The following is a 19,595-nucleotide window of genomic DNA, read 5'->3' on the forward strand; positions in this document are numbered from 1 at the left end:
TTATTTCGGCATACTCATTTGTTATTTCGGCATACTCATTTGTTATTTCGGCATACTCATTTGTTATTTCGGCATACTCATTTGTTATTTCGGCATACGCATTTGTTATCTTGGTGTGTCCATAACGCACCCTACGAAACTACTAGAAGAGTTGAAACCTATACTGGTCAACTTGTGTGTACACCGTAACCTAATGGAGGAGTGAGGAAAATATTGCTTCCCGATCCTCGACTATGACACGCCATACTTCTTAAACCATTCCAAAAGATGTTTCCAACCGTCCTTAGCTTCTTTCTCACGGTAGGAGGGGCGATAATCAGCAAAAAATGCGTGGGGCGCATCGGGGTAGACAATAATTTCAGATTTGCTGCTGCTAGACTTTAAGCGATCGCGCATCTGTTCTACTGTATCAAGAGGAATACCCGTATCCTTGCCACCATAGAGTCCGAGAATGGGGACTGTTAGTTTTGATGCAATATCAATGGGATATTTGGGCTGAAGTGCAGTAGCATCGCCCACTAGTCGTCCGTACCACGCTACACCTGCCTTCACCTTGGGATTGTGTGCTGCATACAACCAGGTAATGCGGCCACCCCAGCAGAAGCCTGTAATCGCTAATTTATCAGCATTACCCTTAGCTGATTTCACAGCCCATTTTACCGTGGCATCAAGATCGGATAAAACTTCGGCATCTGGTACTTTGGCAACAATTGGACGAATTTCGTCTATATTGCTTAACTTCGTGACATCACCTTCACGGAAGAATAATTCGGGTGCGATCGCTAAATACCCCAACTTAGCAAAACGTCGGGTGATATCCTGAATATGCTCGTGTACGCCAAATATTTCTTGGATTACCAGGACAATTGGGAAATTTTCACCAGTAGCAGGTACTGCTCTATAGGCGGGAATTGTGCCATCTTTGACAGGAATTTTCACTGCACCAGCTACCAAACCCTTAGCCTCGGTGGTAATGACTTGAGCAGAAATTGGTTGCACTGCCAAGGCAAAACCTGTCGCCAAGGTGGTTGTTGCGATAAATTTGCGGCGTGTTATTTCTTTCATCATCTCTACCTTAAATTGGCAAAAACTTTATTGTTGATTAGTCAGTACAGTAGTACGACAACTAGATATTACAATTTATGAACCAGTGTACCGTAATATTAGCTTCGTTTGCTGTCCAAGCTTTCTTTGCTCTGTGACTGTTGTCAGGCGAAAGCCGATGTATTGGAAAATATAGTTAGGTTTCTATCCGAATCAAATGCGCGAAAGGGTAGGTGTACAAATTTCACAGCCCCAAAAAAGTGCTTCTATCCCAATTACAGTAGGGCTTTCAACCCACTTGTCGCTTAATCCTCATCCGCGCAATCTCTGAAATGCTTATCAAAACACGATTTCAGCTTTTAAATTTTCCTGGCACTCTTTCCAAACGAATTCTCTAATGCTATGATTACTCAAGAATCGCGCAACTGCACCTTGAAAACTAAATACAGCCGGAGTTTCAGGCTCTTGCTATTGCAATTCATCAAAATCCCTATTAGGGATTGAAACAGAAGATTTTGAGTATTGTCCGATGCTGTAATCTAATTGCAATTCATCAAAATCCCTATTAGGGATTGAAACTAGAAAGTTTCCAGGGTATTCAACGACTGACGAATTGCAATTCATCAAAATCCCTATTAGGGATTGAAACTTTATTGTGGTAATTCCGGTAACTTGCCATATTTTATTGCAATTCATCAAAATCCCTATTAGGGATTGAAACTCTTGTGCCGTGCAATCCCCCAAGGGTTGCTAAAATTGCAATTCATCAAAATCCCTATTAGGGATTGAAACGTTTACTCTGATGGGAGTTAACAGTGCCAAGAGAGCATTGCAATTCATCAAAATCCCTATTAGGGATTGAAACATTAGCTCACGTTTTTTTCCCACTTTTCATGGATAAATTGCAATTCATCAAAATCCCTATTAGGGATTGAAACAATTATGCCAGCAAATGCCCAACCTTGTAGGGTAATTGCAATTCATCAAAATCCCTATTAGGGATTGAAACTTGGTGGTAGTCGAAGTAGTAACAAGCGAGTGCTATTGCAATTCATCAAAATCCCTATTAGGGATTGAAACAGAGTAAGTTAGTGGGAAAACTATTTGGCAAATTGCAATTCATCAAAATCCCTATTAGGGATTGAAACAGGTGTAATCTCCACATATCGTGTATGACCTAACATTGCAATTCATCAAAATCCCTATTAGGGATTGAAACTATCGATACAAGCTCTCCGAAAAGCTCTTGTATCGTATTGCAATTCATCAAAATCCCTATTAGGGATTGAAACAGCAGCATTTGAAAGCAAGGTAGGCACTGCTCTTAATATTGCAATTCATCAAAATCCCTATTAGGGATTGAAACGTAGATAGCAACGACATTAGGGCTATTGGATTTAAAATTGCAATTCATCAAAATCCCTATTAGGGATTGAAACCGGGCTGACCTCACTACTGCTAAAAAGACAGATTGCAATTCATCAAAATCCCTATTAGGGATTGAAACGATAAGGCAGCGATCACAAGTCCAAATCTGGCGATAGCCACAAATTGCAATTCATCAAAATCCCTATTAGGGATTGAAACAGATCGTGATGAGTAAGTGTTGAGTCTTTTGCGACGATATTGCAATTCATCAAAATCCCTATTAGGGATTGAAACACGACATTGTGGTGCAATCGTGGAATACATTATCATTGCAATTCATCAAAATCCCTATTAGGGATTGAAACCATAGATGACGGCATTACCTGGGATCGGCTAGCACAAATTGCAATTCATCAAAATCCCTATTAGGGATTGAAACAATGCACCTTGGGATATTGCCTACATAAGCACTGGTATTGCAATTCATCAAAATCCCTATTAGGGATTGAAACGCGAAAATAGCGGCGCGAGAAAGTGAATTAGCAAAAGATTGCAATTCATCAAAATCCCTATTAGGGATTGAAACAATTTACCATTATTGTATTCAAAGGGGATGCGTACCATTGCAATTCATCAAAATCCCTATTAGGGATTGAAACTTTTTTTTGGCAAGCTCCATTTATGCAATCATATTATTGCAATTCATCAAAATCCCTATTAGGGATTGAAACCAGTTTTTATACCCGCAAAAACTGCTTCAGTAGAATTGCAATTCATCAAAATCCCTATTAGGGATTGAAACACTGCACTAGAAACGTAATCCACTTGTGCGATAAACCCTGATTGCAATTCATCAAAATCCCTATTAGGGATTGAAACAGACTGAATTGCTTTCTCAATAAATACTGGTGGATTGCAATTCATCAAAATCCCTATTAGGGATTGAAACTTGGTCTTGAATTTTGTCCATATATCATTACCACATTGCAATTCATCAAAATCCCTATTAGGGATTGAAACGTAATCACATTCTTATTATTAGTAAAAAAAGCAAAATTGCAATTCATCAAAATCCCTATTAGGGATTGAAACATTTCTTATGCATATATCCCCTTATAGCGTTTCTCGTTCACGTGAGGTACACCCGTAGGGGCACGGCACTGCTGTGCCCTTACACTTCGCGATTTAATCTTGTACCGCATGTGAATGGGAACCGCTATAAAGCCTTTTATATTGCAATTTATCAAAATCCCTATTAGGGATTGAATATAACAATTACCCATCATTAGATTGATATAGGAATCATATTTGATTTTTGAAGAAAATTAGGTATTGTAGGGTGCGTTAGAACGCAGTTCGTAACGCACCATTATCGAGGGTTTGGTGCGTTATGCTGTCGCTAACACAACACCAGTGACGCTACGCACAGTCGCTAACGCCCAAGTCGGTAAACCCACCCACACGACAGGCTCCCCTACATAATCTTTTCTCCAAATCAAACCGGATTCCTAGCAGATTAAGATACCTACTATTATTTAGGCGTTATGCTTGACTTCTTCGCCTGTATCACTTGCAAACTGCCGCCAGAATATAAAATTGGCTCACTCTCATCAAATCCAACCTCAGTTAATAATCTAGCCAAATCAGTTTTCAACAATTGCCAAGCTGTTTCCGTCTCAAACAACAACAAAAACAGTGATATCCCAGGCCAAAATATCGGATTTGTAGGAGCGTGAAAATCTATCAGCGTAAATACCCCTCCTGGCTTCAGCACCCGATAAACTTCATTAATAATTTTTCGTAACTGCTGAGGCTGCATCTCGTGCAATGCAACACTGGTATGCACCACATCAAACAGATTATCTGCAAATGGCATCTCCTCCGCAAAAGCTTCCACATAAGAAGCTTCAGGGACATTTAACTGCGCTCGTTCCAAAGACTTAGGTGAAGCGTCCAATCCTGTTACATTTTGTGAATTTTTCACCAAAAAATGCGTTGTTTGACCGCTACCGCAACATAAATCTAAAACCTGAGTATCTGAGTGAATTGTTAAGCCTTGCAAAGCAAGTTGCCGAAAACGCGCTTCACCACCTACACTTAAGGCTGCTAAACGAGAGATACCATCATACAACCACTGATAGCGGTAACTCCAATCCCTTAAAATTGTTGCCATTGCATATTTCCTTGCTATTAAGCTTTATTATTTAATAAAGATATATTGTTAACATTAGTAAAAAATCTGAAAAGATTGGGGGAAAGTAACAGCTATGGGTCGTGTAGGCGTCTTATTACTCAATCTCGGTGGCCCCGATAAGCTAGAAGATGTCGGGCCGTTTTTGTATAACCTATTTTCCGATCCGGAAATTATTCGCCTACCGTTTCGCTGGTTGCAAAAGCCCCTAGCCTGGTTTATTGCCTCGCGGCGAACCAGAACATCTCAAGAGAATTATAAGCAAATCGGTGGCGGTTCCCCACTACGACGGATCACAGAAGCGCAAGGGGAAGCTTTAAAAGAACAGTTGGCTTATTTAGGGCAAGAAGCCGATATCTATGTGGGAATGCGTTATTGGCATCCGTATACAGAAGAAGCGATCGCACAGATTACGCAAGATAATGTAGAACACCTGGTAATATTACCACTATATCCCCAGTTTTCTATCAGTACCAGTGGTTCCAGCTTCCGGCTTTTAGATAAACTTTGGCAAGAAGACCCAAAACTTCAGCCCATTGAATACACCGTTATTCCTTCTTGGTACAAACAACCAGGCTACCTCCAAGCAATGGCGGAACTCATAGCCCAAGAACTTGAGCAGTATCCTAACCCGGATGAGGTTCATATATTCTTCAGCGCTCACGGCGTTCCTAAAAGCTACGTTGAAGAAGCTGGCGACCCTTACCAGCAAGAAATTGAAGAATGTACTGCTCTAATTATGCAGACTCTCAATCGTGCCAATGCCCACACCTTAGCTTACCAAAGTCGCGTTGGCCCAGTAGAATGGCTGCAACCCTATACTGAAGATGCGCTCAAAGAACTAGGCGCACAGGGCGTTAAAGATTTGGTTGTCGTGCCAATCAGTTTTGTCTCAGAGCATATCGAGACACTGCAAGAAATCGATATTGAGTATCGAGAAGTAGCAGAAGAATCAGGAATTCATAACTTCCGCCGCGTTCCTGCTCCTAATACCCATCCAGTATTTATTAATGCACTTGCAGACTTAGTGATTGATGCGCTGAAAAACCCCAGCTTCAAGCTTTCGCAAGCCGCCCAAATGAAAAAAATGGTGAAAATGTACCCCCAAGAACGTTGGGAATGGGGGCTAACTACTAGCGCTGAAGTCTGGAATGGTCGGATTGCGATGCTGGGGTTTATTGCCTTAATCATCGAGCTAATTACCGGTCACGGCTTCTTGCACATGATTGGGCTTTTGCAGTAAATATAGGACTACTATTTGATTTTTGAAAAATACGTAGGGTGTGTTATTGCGTAGCCTAACGCACCCTATACATACTTAGATTTTATCAAGAATCAAATCAGATTGCTATATTGTTATTATTTACCGACAATTGCTAATTTCTACAATCATTTCTCCTTGACGTAATTGTTCCAGCGCATTAGGCAAAGTAATTGTCAGAAGTTAATGTAAATTACGATTAGTAACATTTCCACAAGTCAACCAAAGAATTTGAGGAGGTATCCCTAGCCGACAAACCAAGTCAACGAAATCACTATCTTTCGTCATAATGATGACATTGGCGATTCTTGCAGCCTCAAAAATTTCTATATCTTTAGCGTCACGTAAACCAATATCTTTTAACGACAAAGCTTCTATACCAAAACTATTTGTTACCCAACTTGCCAAAGTCGGGGGTAACTGTGCATCAATCCAAATCTTCATGCAGTCAACCGCACAAAATCAGTCCGTCGTGCAGCAAACAGAAGACAAGCTTGAATATCTTCTAGTTCTAAATCGGGAAAGTCTTCTAAAATTTCGCTAATGGTGACATTTTCCGCTAACATTTCTAAAATGTCACTAACTCTAATTCTCATCCCTCGAATGCAAGGACGACCCCCACATTGACCAGGAATTTGCGTAATACGAGTCAATAATTCATTCATTGAGTTAATTACTGATTTGACTAGCGAACAACATTTTACCATGATTAAATAACTTGCAATTCTGAGTGCCGTTGGGGTTTAGTGATACCAGTCATACCACTGCTTGGCGCTACGAACTGCAAACCAGAGCAGTATTAAAGCAATTAATCCTCCTTGCCACGGAGCATCAAAGGCAAAAAGTACTAGAGCAATACACAAGGTATCTTGAAGAAACACTGCCCACAAGGGTAAGCCACGTAACCGATAGAACCAACCAACTTGAACTAGCTGGAGTACTAAAGCTAATGAACCCCCAATACAGGCAATCAGCCAGTTTGGTGTTGCTGTGGCATTAGCTACTGCTAAACCCATAATTGCCCCGACGATGGGAGACATGAATAACTGAACCAGTTGTAGCAATCTTTGCCCCCATAGTTTTTTTGAGGCGAATAATTCAAATAAAGACCAAAAGGTGAGGCAGCCTAACAATATTGGTGGAGAAATGTGAGATAAAATTGGAACTTGTGACCATAAGTCACTACCTTGCAATAATCCAATAATCAGCAAAGGTATGCCTATTCTCATTCCTGCTGCCGCAGATGCAGAAAGTGTGGCTAGGATTTCAATCATTAAAGCACTCGTAGTACTAATAAATAAATAAATAAGTAAATATCTGTTATTTATATTACCCAGTGCTGGCGATAATTCCAGCATCAAGCAGACAGTCTTCAGGAAGTAATACTAGATATTTTTGGTATTTTTATATTCTTTGCTATCCGCTGTAGGGGCAATTCATTAATTGCCCCTACAGCACAGGCCAATTAATCCTAAATTCCCAATCGTTGGTAAACTTCTTCTAAATGCTGGAGATGCTGTTGGGGATCGAAACAGACTTCTAGTTCTGTTGGGGACAACTTTTCAGTAACGCGAGGATCTTTGCTAATTAAGTCCTGGAAATTCCCTCCTGGTTTGTTCCAAGCGATGTGAGCGCTTTCTTGAACGATCGCATAAGCTTCTTCGCGGTTGCTTCCCTTGTCTATTAAGGCAAGTAGCACTTTTTGACTGAAGACAACGCCGCCGTAACAGTTGAGATTTCGTTCCATATTTTCAGGATAGACCAACAGGTTTTTTACCAAATCGGTTATTTCTGACAACATAAAATGCGTCAAAGTACAAGCATCTGGCAAAATTACCCGTTCTACAGAACTGTGGGAAATATCCCTCTCATGCCAGAGTGCAACGTTTTCCAAGGCTGCACCGGCATGACTTCTAACCAGTCGTGCCATCCCCGTCAGCCGTTCCGAACGGATGGGGTTGCGCTTGTGTGGCATGGCTGAGGAGCCTTTTTGACCTTTGGCGAAAAATTCTTCAACTTCCAGAACGTCTGTTTTTTGCAGATTGCGAATTTCTACAGCAAAACGTTCAATGGATGCCGCTACTAAAGCTAATTGTTGCACGTAGTCGGCGTGGCGATCGCGGGAAATAACTTGTGTTGATGCCGTATCGGGTTGGAGTCCGAGTTTCTGGCAAGCGATCGCTTCTACACGGGGTTCAACATTGGCGTAAGTTCCCACTGCACCAGAAATCTTACCCACCGCGATCGTTTGGCGGAGTATTCTCAAGCGTTCTTGGTGTCGCAACACTTCTGCTAACCAGCCAGCTAGCTTGAAACCAAAAGTAATTGGTTCAGCGTGAATACCATGCGATCGGCCTGCCATCACGGTATGACGATGTTCCCGTGCTTTTTGGCGAATTACCTCAATCAAATCTTCCAAACGCTGTAATAATAGATCCAGGCTGGCAACCAATTGCAGCGCTAAAGCTGTATCCAAAACATCCGAACTAGTTAAACCCAGGTGAATATAGCGTCCGGCTTCACCAACATATTCATTGACATTTGTCAAGAAAGCGATGACATCGTGGCGGACTACAGCCTCAATTTCTAACACTCGCTTGGGGTCAAAATCTGCCTTAGCCTTGATTTCCTCAACCGCCTGAGATGGAATGTAACCCAGTTCAGCTTGAGCCTCACAAACAGCAATCTCGACTTGCAGCCAAGTTTTTAGTTTATAGGCTTCACTCCATAGATTAGCCATTTCGGGCAAAGTATAACGCTCAATCACAATTCGGCACAGAATACAACCGTCATATTTTACAGTCTAATTAGGGATTTCCAAGTAAAAAAATATTCCGTCGCAGAGGGACAAGGGGGACAAGGGAGACAAGGAAGAAAGAAGTCTAGTTGAGTAGACAAATTGAATAATTTATTTTTTGGAGTTCCCTTACTGTAGATCGCTTTTTAGTGTTACTTTTTGCTCAGGGACGGAATTAGTTTTTGACTCAAAGGTGATGATGCTAATCCTACCGTCAGCTTCCATATATGCAAACTTCACATCGGCTAAAAATTCTACACCTTGCTGACGTAACTTGCTCATCAACTCATCGTCTGTAATTAATTCTCGTTGCAAATGACGCTGAATCATCCGACCATTTTTTACCAGTAGTAGCGGTGGCTGATTCAGAAAACGTTGGAACTGGGGTATTTTGTAGCCTAACCAGTTCAACAAATAACTCCAAAAAATCACAGTTCCTACCAAGATAGCGCCTTCAGTAATCGATGTATAATTACTTGCCATAGCGTTTTGGGCAGCTTCAGCAAATAATACAACTACGAGTAAATCAGTAATTCCTAATGTTCCTAGTTGTCGGCTAGGAAGGAAACGTAACACTGAGAACAGCGCTAAATAAACCAGCGAACCGCGAATAATCAACTCAAAGACACTGATGCTAGGAACAAAGATTGCCTGCCAATCGATAAAAAACCATTTTTCCATTAGCACTGATTTTCTTCCTTATTCAATAGACTTCTGGAAAAAATCCAGTATCAGGTTATTTATCTGCGTTCTTATTTCATAAAACTGATTTTTATTAGAGGTTAAATCCTTTAATATTTATCAAAGTTATAAACATAATAATCCCACTATTAAGAGATTAGAGTCGCGGATTTCTTCTTTTCTGTTTTAAGCGCTTGGGCTTCTTAAAAGACTTGAATAAGCGATTAATCAAGTTAGAAGATGATTTTTTATTACTAGATGATTGCCTCGTTGGAGCCTTGCCATTATATTCCGTTTTATCAGATAAAGGGATGGCATGTTTCGTTGGTGTTATGCCGTTTCCATACCTTCTGGCATAAACTTGGGTAAATTCAGCCCCAAAAAAAAGAATCTGTGCGGCATAGTTAACCCAAGCCAAAATTACCACCAGCGAACCAGCAGCACCATAAGCCGATCCAAAACTTCCATTACCTAAATATTGTCCTAATAAAAACCTCCCAATTGAGAACAAAACTGAGGTGAGAGAAGCTCCAACTAAAACATCACTCCAAGCAATTTTAACATCTGGTAAAACTTTAAAAATTAGTCCGAATAGGACTGTAGTTATAGCAAAAGAGAGAACAAAATTGACAAGTTGCCAGAGAAAATCGACACCTGGTAACAAGTTGCTAAAGTATGTTACTAATGTTGTCAATGCTGTACTAATTACTAGGGAAACTAATAGTAAAAAGCCAATACCTATGACCATTGCAAAGGACAAAACGCGTAGACGAATGATGTTAGTTACGCCGCGTCCGGGTTTGGGTTTAACTTCCCAAATCGTGTTCATGGCATCTTGCAACTCGGTAAATAAACCAGTAGCACCCACTAGCAGAACAACGATACTAATGATAGAAGCGATCGCTCCTGTCTTTGGTTGGTTAGCATTCTGAATGGCTGATTCGAGAAACTTTGCACCTTCTATCCCCACTAAACCTTGAATTTGTCCAACAATTTGACCCCTTGCGGCCTCTTCTCCAAATACTGCCCCGGCGATCGCAATTACAATAATTAACAACGGTGCAATCGAAAAAATCGTGTAATAAGCTAACGCCGCCGCTAACCGTGAAGCTTTATCATCACTCCATTCTTTGAACGTCTCTTGAAACAACTTCCAAATCGCCTGCCAATTCATCCAACCAGTCTCCTTGTAAGAGGATATCGCTTACTTCCTGTTATATTTCATACTTATTCTCTAGTTAGCGACATCCTCCCAAGGGAGTTTGTAAAGCGTCCTTGAGGAGGAATTTAAGAGTTTTACTGCATTCTGTCGATTGTCCGATACTGAATTGCTTCCGCCACATGACTAGTTTTTAGCTCATCATCTCCCGCTAAATCTGCAATAGTTCGTGCTACTTTGAGAATGCGATCGCTAGCTCTTGCTGATAAACCTAATTTTCTAATGGCTACTTCTAATAAATTGCGACTAGCATCATCTAGCTTGCACCATTTCTGGAGATGACGACTTTGCATTTGGGCATTGCAACGCAGATTTGCTTCACCTTGAAAGCGGGTAATGGCGCGATCGCTTGCTTGTTTAACTCGTTGTAGGACTGATATTGATGTTTCTCCCGTAGGTTGTTGGGTAATTTCTTCTGGTTTCAAGCGATTTACCGCAACTTGTAAATCAATCCGATCCATCAACGGCCCAGAAAGTTTTGCCCAATATTGCTCGCGTTGGCGGGGAGAACAAGTACATTGTTGGATGGTATCGCCATAGTAACCGCAAGGGCAGGGATTGGTACTCGCCACCAAAGTAAACTGCGCGGGAAATGTTACTGATAGTTTAGTGCGGGAAATTGTCACGTAGCCATCTTCTAAAGGCTGACGCAGAAATTCTAAAACATCACGTTTAAATTCTGTTAATTCATCCAGAAATAAGATCCCATTGTGAGATAATGAGATTTCGCCAGGACGAGGGAAACTACCGCCACCAACAAGAGAAGGCCCGGATGCCGAATGGTGGGGACTGCGAAAAGGGCGATCGCGTACCAACGAACCGCGATTTTTCAATAAACCAGCCACCGAATGGATGCGAGTCACTTCTAAAGATTCGGCAAAACTCAGAGGCGGTAAAATTCCTGGTAAGCGCCTTGCTAACATGGTTTTTCCACTACCAGGCGGCCCCACAAAGATTAAATTGTGTCCACCAGCAGCAGCAATTTCTAAAGCCCGACGCGCATGAGCTTGTCCTTTCACATCATGCAAATCTGGACTAGGGTAAGATACTGTTGTTGTGTCCACTATAGTATCCATTTGCACAGGTTTGTAACGCCCTGGATTATTTAAAAGATCCACCACATCAGACAGATGTTTGCAGCCATAAACAGCCAAACCTTGAACCACTGCGGCTTCTTGGGCATTATCAGCAGGGATAACTAAACCTGCGATTCCCATTTTTTGGGCTGCGGCTGCGATCGGTAAAACACCAGCCACCGGACGCAAACTGCCATCTAAAGACACTTCACCCAAGAAGAGATAATCCCCCAACAAATCAGCGCTAACTTGCTCAGAAGCCGCCAAAATTCCGACGCTAATAGGCAAATCGAAACAGGGGCCTTCTTTGCGTAAATCTGCCGGAGTTAAATTGATCACAATTTTCCGCATGGGAAAAGCGAAACCTGCATTTTTCAGTGTTGCTTTAACTCTTTCTCTTGATTCTTGAATCGCTGAATCTGGTAGTCCCAAGACAACAATTCCCGGCAATCCCCCCGACACATCGACTTCCACGCCTACTTTGACGGCATCGATGCCCACAATTGATGCACTCCAGACTCTAGCAAGCATTTCTTATATAACAGTAAACCTTTCAAATCTCTAGCAAATGTCTGGGTAGATTGGCATTAGTGAAATTACAGGGACGATTTTCCGATTGAAATAGGTAAAGGGGAATGGGGAATGGGGAATGGGGAATGGGGAATGGTGTAGTTTAATTACTTGAAAAGCTTTGTAATAAAAAAACATCTTGGGGAGAATCAGCTAACCGGCTGTAACAACGGCACGATCGTTTACTAACTTGCCATCTTCCATATAAACAATGCGATCGGCAATATCTAGAATGCGGTTGTCATGAGTCACTAAGAGAATGGTGCAATCCTGTTCTTTAGCAAGTTTTTGCATGAGGTTAACCACATCTCGTCCAGATTTACTGTCAAGGGCGGCGGTGGGTTCATCTGCTAAGACAATTTTAGGACGACCAACCAACGCACGAGCGATCGCAACTCTTTGTTTTTGTCCCCCAGATAAATCATCAGGATAGTAATTCAGGCGTTCTCCTAATCCTACCTCCTCTAACATTTGGGCTGCTCGGATTTTCATTTCTGTCGGCGAAATATTATTATGCACTTCCAAGCCCATTCTGACGTTCTGGAGTGCTGTTAGGCTACCGTGCAAGTTGTGCGCTTGGAAAATATAACCGTTATTGCGTCGCACTTGGGTAAGTTGTGCTGTACTTGCACCACAAAGTTCTTGTCCCAATATCTGCAAACTACCAGATTGGGCAGAACGCAACCCACCAGATAAGGTGAGAAGTGTAGTTTTTCCAGAACCAGAAGGCCCAGTCATAATAATAATTTCACCAGCGTTAATATCTAGGTTGATATCAAAGAGAACTTGCTTGCGAAGTTGACCATGACCAAAATAATGGTCGAGATTTTTAACAGAGATAACAGGTTGACTAGTCATAAATAACTCGATTACTCGTGATGACCGTCATTTGTCCTTTGTCATTTTTCCTTTGCAAATGACCAGTGACCAATGACAAATGACAATTTCTAAAACATATCTGCGGGGTCAGCAGACTGTAATTTCCGAGTGGCGATCGCACCAGAAATAATACACATGATCATGGTGAGCATTAGCACCGTGGCGGCTCGTGCTACGGTCATGTAAACTGGCAAATTGGTGGCATTACGAGTTAAATGATAAAGTCCTAAAGGTGCGATCGCTCCAGGAATAAAGCCCAAGACTGCCAAAATTATCGCCTCTTCAAACACCACACCCAATAAGTAGAGATTGTTATATCCCATTGCTTTGAAGGTGGCGTATTCTTTGATATGAGAATTCACATCTGTAGAAAGAACCTGATAGACGAGAATCACGCCTACCATAAACCCCATTGCTACACCCAGGCTGAAGATAAACCCGATGGCTGTATTTTTTTTCCAATAATCTGTTTCAAATTCGATAAATTCGGCTTTGGTCAAGACTTTAACATCATTACCCAGATGAGATTCTAAAGCTGCTTTCACCTGTTTGACATCATAGCCTGGTTGTATTTTAAGTAAACCAATACTGACACTACTAGCTTGTCGTCCGGGAAATAGCCGCAAGAAGTTCTGATCGCTGGTAATTAGGTTCCCATCAGCCCCAAAGGAAGCCCCGATTGAAAATAAGCCACTAATGGTAACTGTTCGACGATCAATTTCAGTCGTAACAGGTTTTCCTTGTTCAACTTGAGCGATCGCTTCTTTATAATCTCCTCTGGAAGCGCGATCGAAGAGGATGGTATCTGGCAGCTTTACAATATCTATCTGTCTGTTGACATCCGGTAAATTTAACGCTTGCTTTTCAGGATTGACCCCAATAACTAGTACAGATGTCTTTTGGCGTGTTTTCGGATTCTTCCAATCGATAAAGTTGATATACATAGGTTCAGCTGATTGCACCCCCTGTACATCCATTGCCTGATATAGCCGCCGCCGCGTAAAGGTGGATATATTTAACACGTTACGTCCTTGAGGACTAATTAGGAGAATATCAGCTTGTATACTATTAGGAAGCTTAGTATTACTTTCAAACAAGGCATTCTGAAATCCTAGCTGCATAAACATGAGAACATCAGCGAAAGCAATGCCTCCCAATGCTACCAAGAGACGGCTTTTTTCATGACTCAGTTGCAACCATCCTAGAGGGGTTCGCTGGCGCAGTTGTTGAATAAATCCAATCATAGTTCTATTACCGCCTTTACTTGCAAATTGGTAAACTTGGCAGCTTTGGCGCTAGATGCTTTATCTAGTCGGATATGAACTTCCACTACTCTGGCATCAATATTGCTAGAGGGATCGCTGTTGACCAGATTTTGTCGCTGTACCTGCATCCCCATCCAATCGACGGTTCCCTGTAATTCTCCGGGAAGGGAATCGCTAAGTACCTTTACCTGTTGCCCCGATCGCACTTTGTTAATATCACTTTGGTAAACTTCTGCCACTGCATACATCTGATCGGTTCGACCTAGTTCTACAATCCCGTCATTAGAAACACTTTCTCCGGCTCGTGTATTAATCTTCAAAATTTGTCCGGCTTCGGGGGCGCGGATGTATGCTTGATCGAGTTGCGCTCTAATTTTTTCCACCGTCGCTTGAGCGCTATCTACTTCTGCTTGGGCGTTGGCAATATCTGTCGGACGAATTTCAGCCGTTTGGTTCAAGTTGGCTTTGGCTTCGTTAATTTGCTGTTGCAAGCTGGCGAGAGTTTGGTTGCGGTTAGCTTTGGCTTCTTTAATCTGCTGTTCTAAAGTAGCGACAGTTCTTGTTTTGTTGGCTTGGTTTTCAATTACCTGCTGAGTAGAAGTTTCTGCACTCAAGCGTTTTTGATCGGCTTCTTGACTAGAAATTGCCCCTGCTTTGTATAAAGCGTCATAGCGTTGCACATCTACTTGAGCGTTCCGCTTTTCGGCTGCTACCCGATCTACTGTTGCTTGTAAGCTTTGTCTTTGTCCTTGCAAGTCTGCTTCTAGGCGATCGATTGTGGCTTGCTGAGTTTTGATGTTTCCCTCAAGTTCGACTTGCAAACGGCTGACAGCAGCTTGCTTTGCACCAATTTCTCCCTGTTTAGCTCCGGCTTTTACCTTATCAACGTTGGATTTGGCAACTTGGACTTGTTTTTGGGCTTCAACTAAACTTGCTTGCAAGCGATCGCGACTATCCATAATGGCAATTACCTGCCCACCCTTGACGCGATCGCCTTCTCTCACCAATAGTTTCTGAAGCAGACTTCCTTCGGTGGAAGAAGTTGCAGACAGTTTTATGACTTCTCCGTTTGGTTCTAAACGTCCCAATGCTGTGACTGTTTTGATCGCTGGTTGAACAGCTACGGGTGCTACTGGCTTTTCATTCGCTGTAGCCTGAAACTTTAGCACCGTATAAACACTAGCTCCACCTACGAGCAAAGATGTAATTATCGCTAGTGTAATCGGCGATCGCAAAATATTTGGGGAAGACTTTAAATCTTCTAATTTCCAGTTCTGCACCATACTATCCACCTTTAATCGCTAGCAATTTGTACTAAACTGTTCAGTTCAATTAATGCTAAACTAAACTGAGTAGTTTAGTCAAGAGCAGAAAGCTGAAATTCTCAATTTAATAACTCTGCCTTCAGTTATGCACCAGAATGCTTATCAGCAAGAGGAAAAGGGGCAGGGAACGGAGGGGAAGACCGGGACGGGGCTTGTACCCATGTTCCGCTCCGCACTCGCGCCGGGGGAAAGGGCTTACTCCCCCCGCCTCTTCCGGTCACAACTGAGATTAATGGCATAGGGTAAATTGCCGCATCTATTAAAATTGTTTATAAGAGAGGATGATTAATAAATGGTACGCATAAAAACTGACGAAGTAGATCGAGATCATTCCGTTGATAAAGTAGAGCAAATCCTGCAAGGGGCAATGCGGGAATTCCTGCAAAATGGCTATGCTGGTACAAGTATGGATCGGGTAGCAGTAGCCGCAAGTGTTTCTAAAGCGACAGTCTACAGCCACTTTCAAGATAAAGAGGGACTTTTTAAAGTCCTGATAGAGTCCTTGGCAAATCAGAAGTTTAACTCTCTCTTTGGCGCGGAACCTATGGAGGGAGAACCAAAAATCGTACTGCGCCAATTAGGAACCAAATTATTGGAACAAATGAATAACGACCAGGAACACAGTGCATTTATGCGAGTGCTAATTGGGGAATCTGGTCGTTTTCCAGAATTAACTCAGATTTGTGTTCGGGCGATGATTAAACCAATGTTGGAAACGCTCAATCAATACTTTACTGCTCACCCTGAACTGAATATTACTGACCCAGAGGCAACAGCGAGGATTTTTTTAGGTACATTAGTTAATTTTCATGTTACTCAAGATGTGATGCATGGGAGAGACATTATACCAATGGAAAGCGATCGCTTGATTAATGCGTTGACACACCTGATCGCTAAATGCGCCGATTGATTGGCTATGTCCCATTCTGAGCTTATGGAGGGCTATGGCTTATCCTCCAGCTTTTTTCCTCTCTTAGCATTGAGCTAAAATCCCACGGCTTGATATGAAAACAAGCAATAGCAATGTTTTCACAGCCGTGGGAGTTGTCAAAAGCTGGCACAAATACATCCTCCAGCGATCGCTAGATTAATTAGGCAGGAATGACTTGAACAATTAACGATCGTTTATCCAGTGACTGGATTTTACCTACTTGACTGAGGTCTTTTGCAATTCTGTCTAGCAATTCTCCCGCTTGGTCGCGATATTGATGTTCTCGGCCTCGTAAACGAATGGCAAACTTCACCGAGTCGCCTTTACTCAACCAACCAACTGCTTTTTCAATCCGTAAATTGTAATCAGCAATGCCCACATTTAGACCAAATCTAACTTCTTTTACCGTCGGTCTAGCACTCTGGCTCTGACGTTTTTTCTTTTGATACTGAAGCTTGCCATAATTGAGAATTTTGGCGATGGGAGCTTCTTTACCTTGGGAGACTACAACCAAGTCAAGCTCTAAGCTCTCGGCTAACTGTAGTGCCTCATTGGTGTCGATCAGACCACGATTGTTATTCTCATGGTCAATCAAGAAGACATGAGGTGACTTGATTTGTGAATTAATCAGTTGCTTTTGGATTGCGATAACGAATTTCTCCTAGTTGTTCGACACTTTAAGATTCCAAGTAATGCTAATTTAACACAACACTGAATCAGAGCAACTTTAACCACACAATAGACTACAATCTGTTAAGATATGGAATTGCGGCACTCGCTCTTCAGTCTTTGCGCTATTGCCCATCCAGCTTTTCAATGCTTTTTTATCCGTCCGCCTAAGACTGACACCGCCATTGGTGACAGGCCGATGTTATTTTTGGAGTTTTATGGATTTTTCTACTCTCGGCTTGTCCAATGAAATTATCCGTGCGGTTACAGAGCGAGGGTACACCGAACCTACGCCAATTCAGATACAAGCGATTCCTGCTGTCTTGTCGGGTAGCGATTTGCTAGCTGGGGCCCAAACTGGCACTGGAAAGACCGCTAGTTTTACCCTGCCGCTTCTGCATCGGTTGTCGTCTGACAAGAGTGGCAAAGTTACATCTAATGGATACCGACCGATCCGGGCGCTGATTCTCACCCCGACTCGTGAACTGGCTGCCCAAGTGGAAGAAAGCGTGCGCGAGTACGGCAAATATTTACAGCTAAACTCAATGGTGATGTTTGGCGGAGTCGGTATTAATCTGCAAAAACAGCGTTTGAAGAATCGAGTCGATATTTTGGTCGCGACTCCAGGGCGACTGCTAGACCACGTACAGCAAGGCACGCTCAACCTCTCGCATATTGAAGTTTTGGTGCTAGATGAAGCAGATCGGATGCTGGACATGGGTTTTATTCATGATATCCGCCGCATCCTTGCACTTTTGCCCAAACAGCGACAAAATTTACTATTCTTTGCTACCTTCTCAGACAAAATTAAGGCACTCGCCGCCGGACTGCTCAATAACCCAAAGATGATTGAGGTAGCACGCCGCAACGTTACCGCCGAGACGATCGCTCAAAAAATTTACCAGGTAGACCGCGATAAGAAACGCCAATTACTTGCTCACCTAATTCGGCGAGATAATTGGTATCAAGTGCTAGTGTTTACTCGTACCAAGTATGGCGCTGACCGTTTGGTTAAGCAATTGGGCGAAGACCGCATACAAGCACTGGCAATCCACGGGAATAAAAGCCAGCCGGTGCGTACTAATGCTCTGGCAAAATTTAAGAATGGCAGTTTACAGGTATTGGTGGCCACAGACATTGCTGCTAGGGGTCTTGATATCAGCGAACTGCCCCATGTAGTCAACTTCGATCTGCCCAATGTACCAGAAGATTATGTTCATCGCATTGGGCGCACAGGTCGGGCTGGCGCGTCAGGTGAAGCTGTATCGCTGGTGTCCGTCGATGAATATCCTTTATTAACAGAGATCGAAAAACTGATTCAGCAGCGTTTGCCAAGGGAAGTAGTGGCTGGCTTTGGCCCCAACCCTGATGTTCAGTCTGAAGCAATCCCTAATGGACGGCAACGGCAACACAGACCCAAACCCGAACGCGATCAGCGTCCGGCTCGGACTCCTAAACCGTTACCACGGACATCGGCTAAACGTAAAGCAGCACCACCCGCAACCAATGGCGAGGCATCGCGCCGTTCTGCTAAACGCGATCGCTAATCTTCGTTAGCTGTCTAATAAACTTGGGCAAGATAAGCTAAACCACATCTAGTTTGCATATCTAAAATTTTTATAACTCTTGTGGGGTGGGCATCTTGCCCGCCCTAATTATGCAATTTAAATGTGGAACAGCTTAGTTCTGAGTTCTGAGTAAAGAAGTAAGATTCCCCACTCAGAACTCAAATTGTGTACTCGATCGTCATTACGAATTACAAATTATCTGGTTCGCAATAACTGCACAAAAGTATTACTCACCGTGTTGTCTTTGGTGTCGGCGGCGTATTGAATCAATTCTTCCCGCAGTTCTTTGGCTGCATCTATCTCAAGTAAGGTTGCTAGCAAGAAGTAAACGCCACGAAAACGGGGATCGCCAATTTTATCAACTAATAGTCCTTCGGCGGCATCAGTTTCGCCGAGAAAGTTTTGCACTAAGAAGAAATCCATGATTTTATCGTGGCGGAAGTACCATTCTTTCTTGGCTTCGCCTTTTTCACCTTCCCACTGACGGCTGACTACCATCTTGTATTTTTCGTCTGACAAAGACATGGCGACTTGGTGAAATTCATCTGCGGGTAAGGCTTGTTTGTCTTCGAGTCGCATTTCGTAGACGGCGGCTGAGAATTTCTTCAAGGGAAATTCTTGATTCCATTCTTTGAGGTATTCTGCCACCATTAAATTGTATTGCTGTTCTTGCAGGCGAAATAAGTTAGGGTGTTTGCCTTGTGATAACATCAGCGCTACTACTGTTGGATAGTCGCAAAGGCTGCTTTAA

At 42.6% G+C, this 19,595-nt stretch carries 16 protein-coding genes, 1 pseudogene and 1 CRISPR repeat array; of the genes and pseudogenes, 3 read left to right on the forward strand and 14 right to left on the reverse strand.

The genetic code is table 11. The features are described 5' to 3' along the window. Window positions 1-231: 231 nt before the first annotated feature. Window positions 232-1,065, reverse strand: a complete 834-nt coding sequence (locus tag CDG77_RS21810; protein WP_094331421.1) for a dienelactone hydrolase family protein — start codon at window positions 1,063-1,065, stop codon at window positions 232-234. A 449-nt stretch (window positions 1,066-1,514) separates the two neighbouring features. After that, a CRISPR array of direct repeats spans window positions 1,515-3,504; the repeat unit is 37 nt; unit sequence ATTGCAATTCATCAAAATCCCTATTAGGGATTGAAAC. A 439-nt stretch (window positions 3,505-3,943) separates the two neighbouring features. Next, on the reverse strand, window positions 3,944-4,585 hold the full coding sequence (locus CDG77_RS21815; protein ID WP_094331422.1) for a class I SAM-dependent methyltransferase: 642 nt from the start codon (window positions 4,583-4,585) through the stop codon (window positions 3,944-3,946). Between the two features lie 94 nt (window positions 4,586-4,679). Between CDG77_RS21815 and hemH the strand changes: the two genes are divergently transcribed. Continuing rightward, on the forward strand, window positions 4,680-5,846 hold the full coding sequence (gene hemH, locus CDG77_RS21820) for a ferrochelatase (RefSeq protein ID WP_094331423.1): 1,167 nt from the start codon (window positions 4,680-4,682) through the stop codon (window positions 5,844-5,846). Between the two features lie 201 nt (window positions 5,847-6,047). Here the strand turns inward: hemH and CDG77_RS21825 are convergent, their stop codons facing one another. The 10 genes from CDG77_RS21825 to CDG77_RS21870 form a co-directional block, all read right to left on the reverse strand. Further along, on the reverse strand, window positions 6,048-6,308 hold the full coding sequence (locus CDG77_RS21825; RefSeq protein WP_223269915.1) for a DUF5615 family PIN-like protein: 261 nt from the start codon (window positions 6,306-6,308) through the stop codon (window positions 6,048-6,050). Next, window positions 6,305-6,538 carry a DUF433 domain-containing protein gene (locus CDG77_RS21830; RefSeq protein ID WP_094331446.1) on the reverse strand — a complete coding sequence of 78 codons (234 nt, stop codon included), beginning with the start codon at window positions 6,536-6,538 and terminating at the stop codon, window positions 6,305-6,307. The genes CDG77_RS21825 and CDG77_RS21830 overlap by 4 nt, the downstream gene beginning before the upstream one ends. A gap of 69 nt (window positions 6,539-6,607) precedes the next feature. Then, window positions 6,608-7,138 carry a DUF4126 domain-containing protein gene (locus tag CDG77_RS21835; RefSeq protein WP_094331448.1) on the reverse strand — a complete coding sequence of 177 codons (531 nt, stop codon included), beginning with the start codon at window positions 7,136-7,138 and terminating at the stop codon, window positions 6,608-6,610. A 197-nt stretch (window positions 7,139-7,335) separates the two neighbouring features. Next, window positions 7,336-8,631, reverse strand: coding sequence for an adenylosuccinate lyase (gene purB / locus CDG77_RS21840; protein ID WP_094331424.1), 1,296 nt, complete (start codon window positions 8,629-8,631; stop codon window positions 7,336-7,338). A gap of 159 nt (window positions 8,632-8,790) precedes the next feature. Next, on the reverse strand, window positions 8,791-9,342 hold the full coding sequence (locus CDG77_RS21845) for a DUF421 domain-containing protein (protein WP_094331425.1): 552 nt from the start codon (window positions 9,340-9,342) through the stop codon (window positions 8,791-8,793). 157 nt (window positions 9,343-9,499) lie between these two features. Continuing rightward, window positions 9,500-10,516, reverse strand: a complete 1,017-nt coding sequence (locus CDG77_RS21850; protein WP_094331426.1) for a YihY/virulence factor BrkB family protein — start codon at window positions 10,514-10,516, stop codon at window positions 9,500-9,502. Between the two features lie 122 nt (window positions 10,517-10,638). Beyond that, window positions 10,639-12,168, reverse strand: coding sequence for a YifB family Mg chelatase-like AAA ATPase (locus CDG77_RS21855; protein WP_094331427.1), 1,530 nt, complete (start codon window positions 12,166-12,168; stop codon window positions 10,639-10,641). 192 nt (window positions 12,169-12,360) lie between these two features. Continuing rightward, complete coding sequence (locus CDG77_RS21860) at window positions 12,361-13,065, reverse strand: DevA family ABC transporter ATP-binding protein (protein ID WP_094331428.1); 705 nt, start codon at window positions 13,063-13,065, stop codon at window positions 12,361-12,363. An 89-nt stretch (window positions 13,066-13,154) separates the two neighbouring features. Further along, window positions 13,155-14,330, reverse strand: coding sequence for an ABC transporter permease DevC (gene devC / locus CDG77_RS21865; protein ID WP_094331429.1), 1,176 nt, complete (start codon window positions 14,328-14,330; stop codon window positions 13,155-13,157). Beyond that, window positions 14,327-15,634: an HlyD family efflux transporter periplasmic adaptor subunit gene (locus CDG77_RS21870; RefSeq protein ID WP_094331430.1), complete on the reverse strand. Its 1,308-nt coding sequence runs from the start codon at window positions 15,632-15,634 to the stop codon at window positions 14,327-14,329. The genes devC and CDG77_RS21870 overlap by 4 nt, the downstream gene beginning before the upstream one ends. Window positions 15,635-15,968: 334 nt before the next feature. On the opposite strand from CDG77_RS21870, the gene CDG77_RS21875 reads away from it, so the two are divergent. Beyond that, entirely contained in the window at window positions 15,969-16,586 is a 618-nt protein-coding gene (locus CDG77_RS21875; protein ID WP_094331431.1) for a TetR/AcrR family transcriptional regulator, read from the forward strand. Window positions 16,587-16,767: 181 nt separating this feature from the next. Here CDG77_RS21875 and infC read toward each other — a convergent pair whose 3' ends face one another. Next, a complete protein-coding gene (gene infC, locus CDG77_RS21880; protein WP_094331432.1) occupies window positions 16,768-17,256 on the reverse strand; it encodes a translation initiation factor IF-3 in 489 nt (162 codons plus the stop codon). Window positions 17,257-17,494: 238 nt separating this feature from the next. Between infC and CDG77_RS21885 the strand changes: the two genes are divergently transcribed. After that, entirely contained in the window at window positions 17,495-18,823 is a 1,329-nt protein-coding gene (locus CDG77_RS21885) for a DEAD/DEAH box helicase (RefSeq protein WP_094331433.1), read from the forward strand. Between the two features lie 216 nt (window positions 18,824-19,039). Here CDG77_RS21885 and CDG77_RS21890 read toward each other — a convergent pair. Continuing rightward, window positions 19,040-19,570: pseudogene (locus tag CDG77_RS21890) on the reverse strand (HEAT repeat domain-containing protein); the annotation flags it as partial. Between the last annotated feature and the right edge of the window lie 25 nt (window positions 19,571-19,595).

This window comes from Nostoc sp. 'Peltigera membranacea cyanobiont' 213 (assembly GCF_002245975.1).
Taxonomy (GTDB): domain Bacteria; phylum Cyanobacteriota; class Cyanobacteriia; order Cyanobacteriales; family Nostocaceae; genus Nostoc.

Bases quoted from the DNA above. Each gene is read 5' to 3' on its own strand.
- CDG77_RS21845 (WP_094331425.1), bottom strand. From the start codon at position 9,342: ATGGAAAAATGGTTTTTTATCGATTGGCAGGCAATCTTTGTTCCTAGC.
- CDG77_RS21850 (WP_094331426.1), bottom strand. From the start codon at position 10,516: ATGAATTGGCAGGCGATTTGGAAGTTGTTTCAAGAGACGTTCAAAGAA.
- CDG77_RS21825 (WP_223269915.1), bottom strand. From the start codon at position 6,308: ATGAAGATTTGGATTGATGCACAGTTACCCCCGACTTTGGCAAGTTGG.
- CDG77_RS21815 (WP_094331422.1), bottom strand. From the start codon at position 4,585: ATGGCAACAATTTTAAGGGATTGGAGTTACCGCTATCAGTGGTTGTAT.
- CDG77_RS21885 (WP_094331433.1), top strand. From the start codon at position 17,495: ATGGATTTTTCTACTCTCGGCTTGTCCAATGAAATTATCCGTGCGGTT.
- devC (WP_094331429.1), bottom strand. From the start codon at position 14,330: ATGATTGGATTTATTCAACAACTGCGCCAGCGAACCCCTCTAGGATGG.
- hemH (WP_094331423.1), top strand. From the start codon at position 4,680: ATGGGTCGTGTAGGCGTCTTATTACTCAATCTCGGTGGCCCCGATAAG.
- CDG77_RS21870 (WP_094331430.1), bottom strand. From the start codon at position 15,634: ATGGTGCAGAACTGGAAATTAGAAGATTTAAAGTCTTCCCCAAATATT.
- CDG77_RS21855 (WP_094331427.1), bottom strand. From the start codon at position 12,168: ATGCTTGCTAGAGTCTGGAGTGCATCAATTGTGGGCATCGATGCCGTC.
- CDG77_RS21875 (WP_094331431.1), top strand. From the start codon at position 15,969: ATGGTACGCATAAAAACTGACGAAGTAGATCGAGATCATTCCGTTGAT.
- CDG77_RS21810 (WP_094331421.1), bottom strand. From the start codon at position 1,065: ATGAAAGAAATAACACGCCGCAAATTTATCGCAACAACCACCTTGGCG.
- CDG77_RS21860 (WP_094331428.1), bottom strand. From the start codon at position 13,065: ATGACTAGTCAACCTGTTATCTCTGTTAAAAATCTCGACCATTATTTT.
- CDG77_RS21835 (WP_094331448.1), bottom strand. From the start codon at position 7,138: ATGATTGAAATCCTAGCCACACTTTCTGCATCTGCGGCAGCAGGAATG.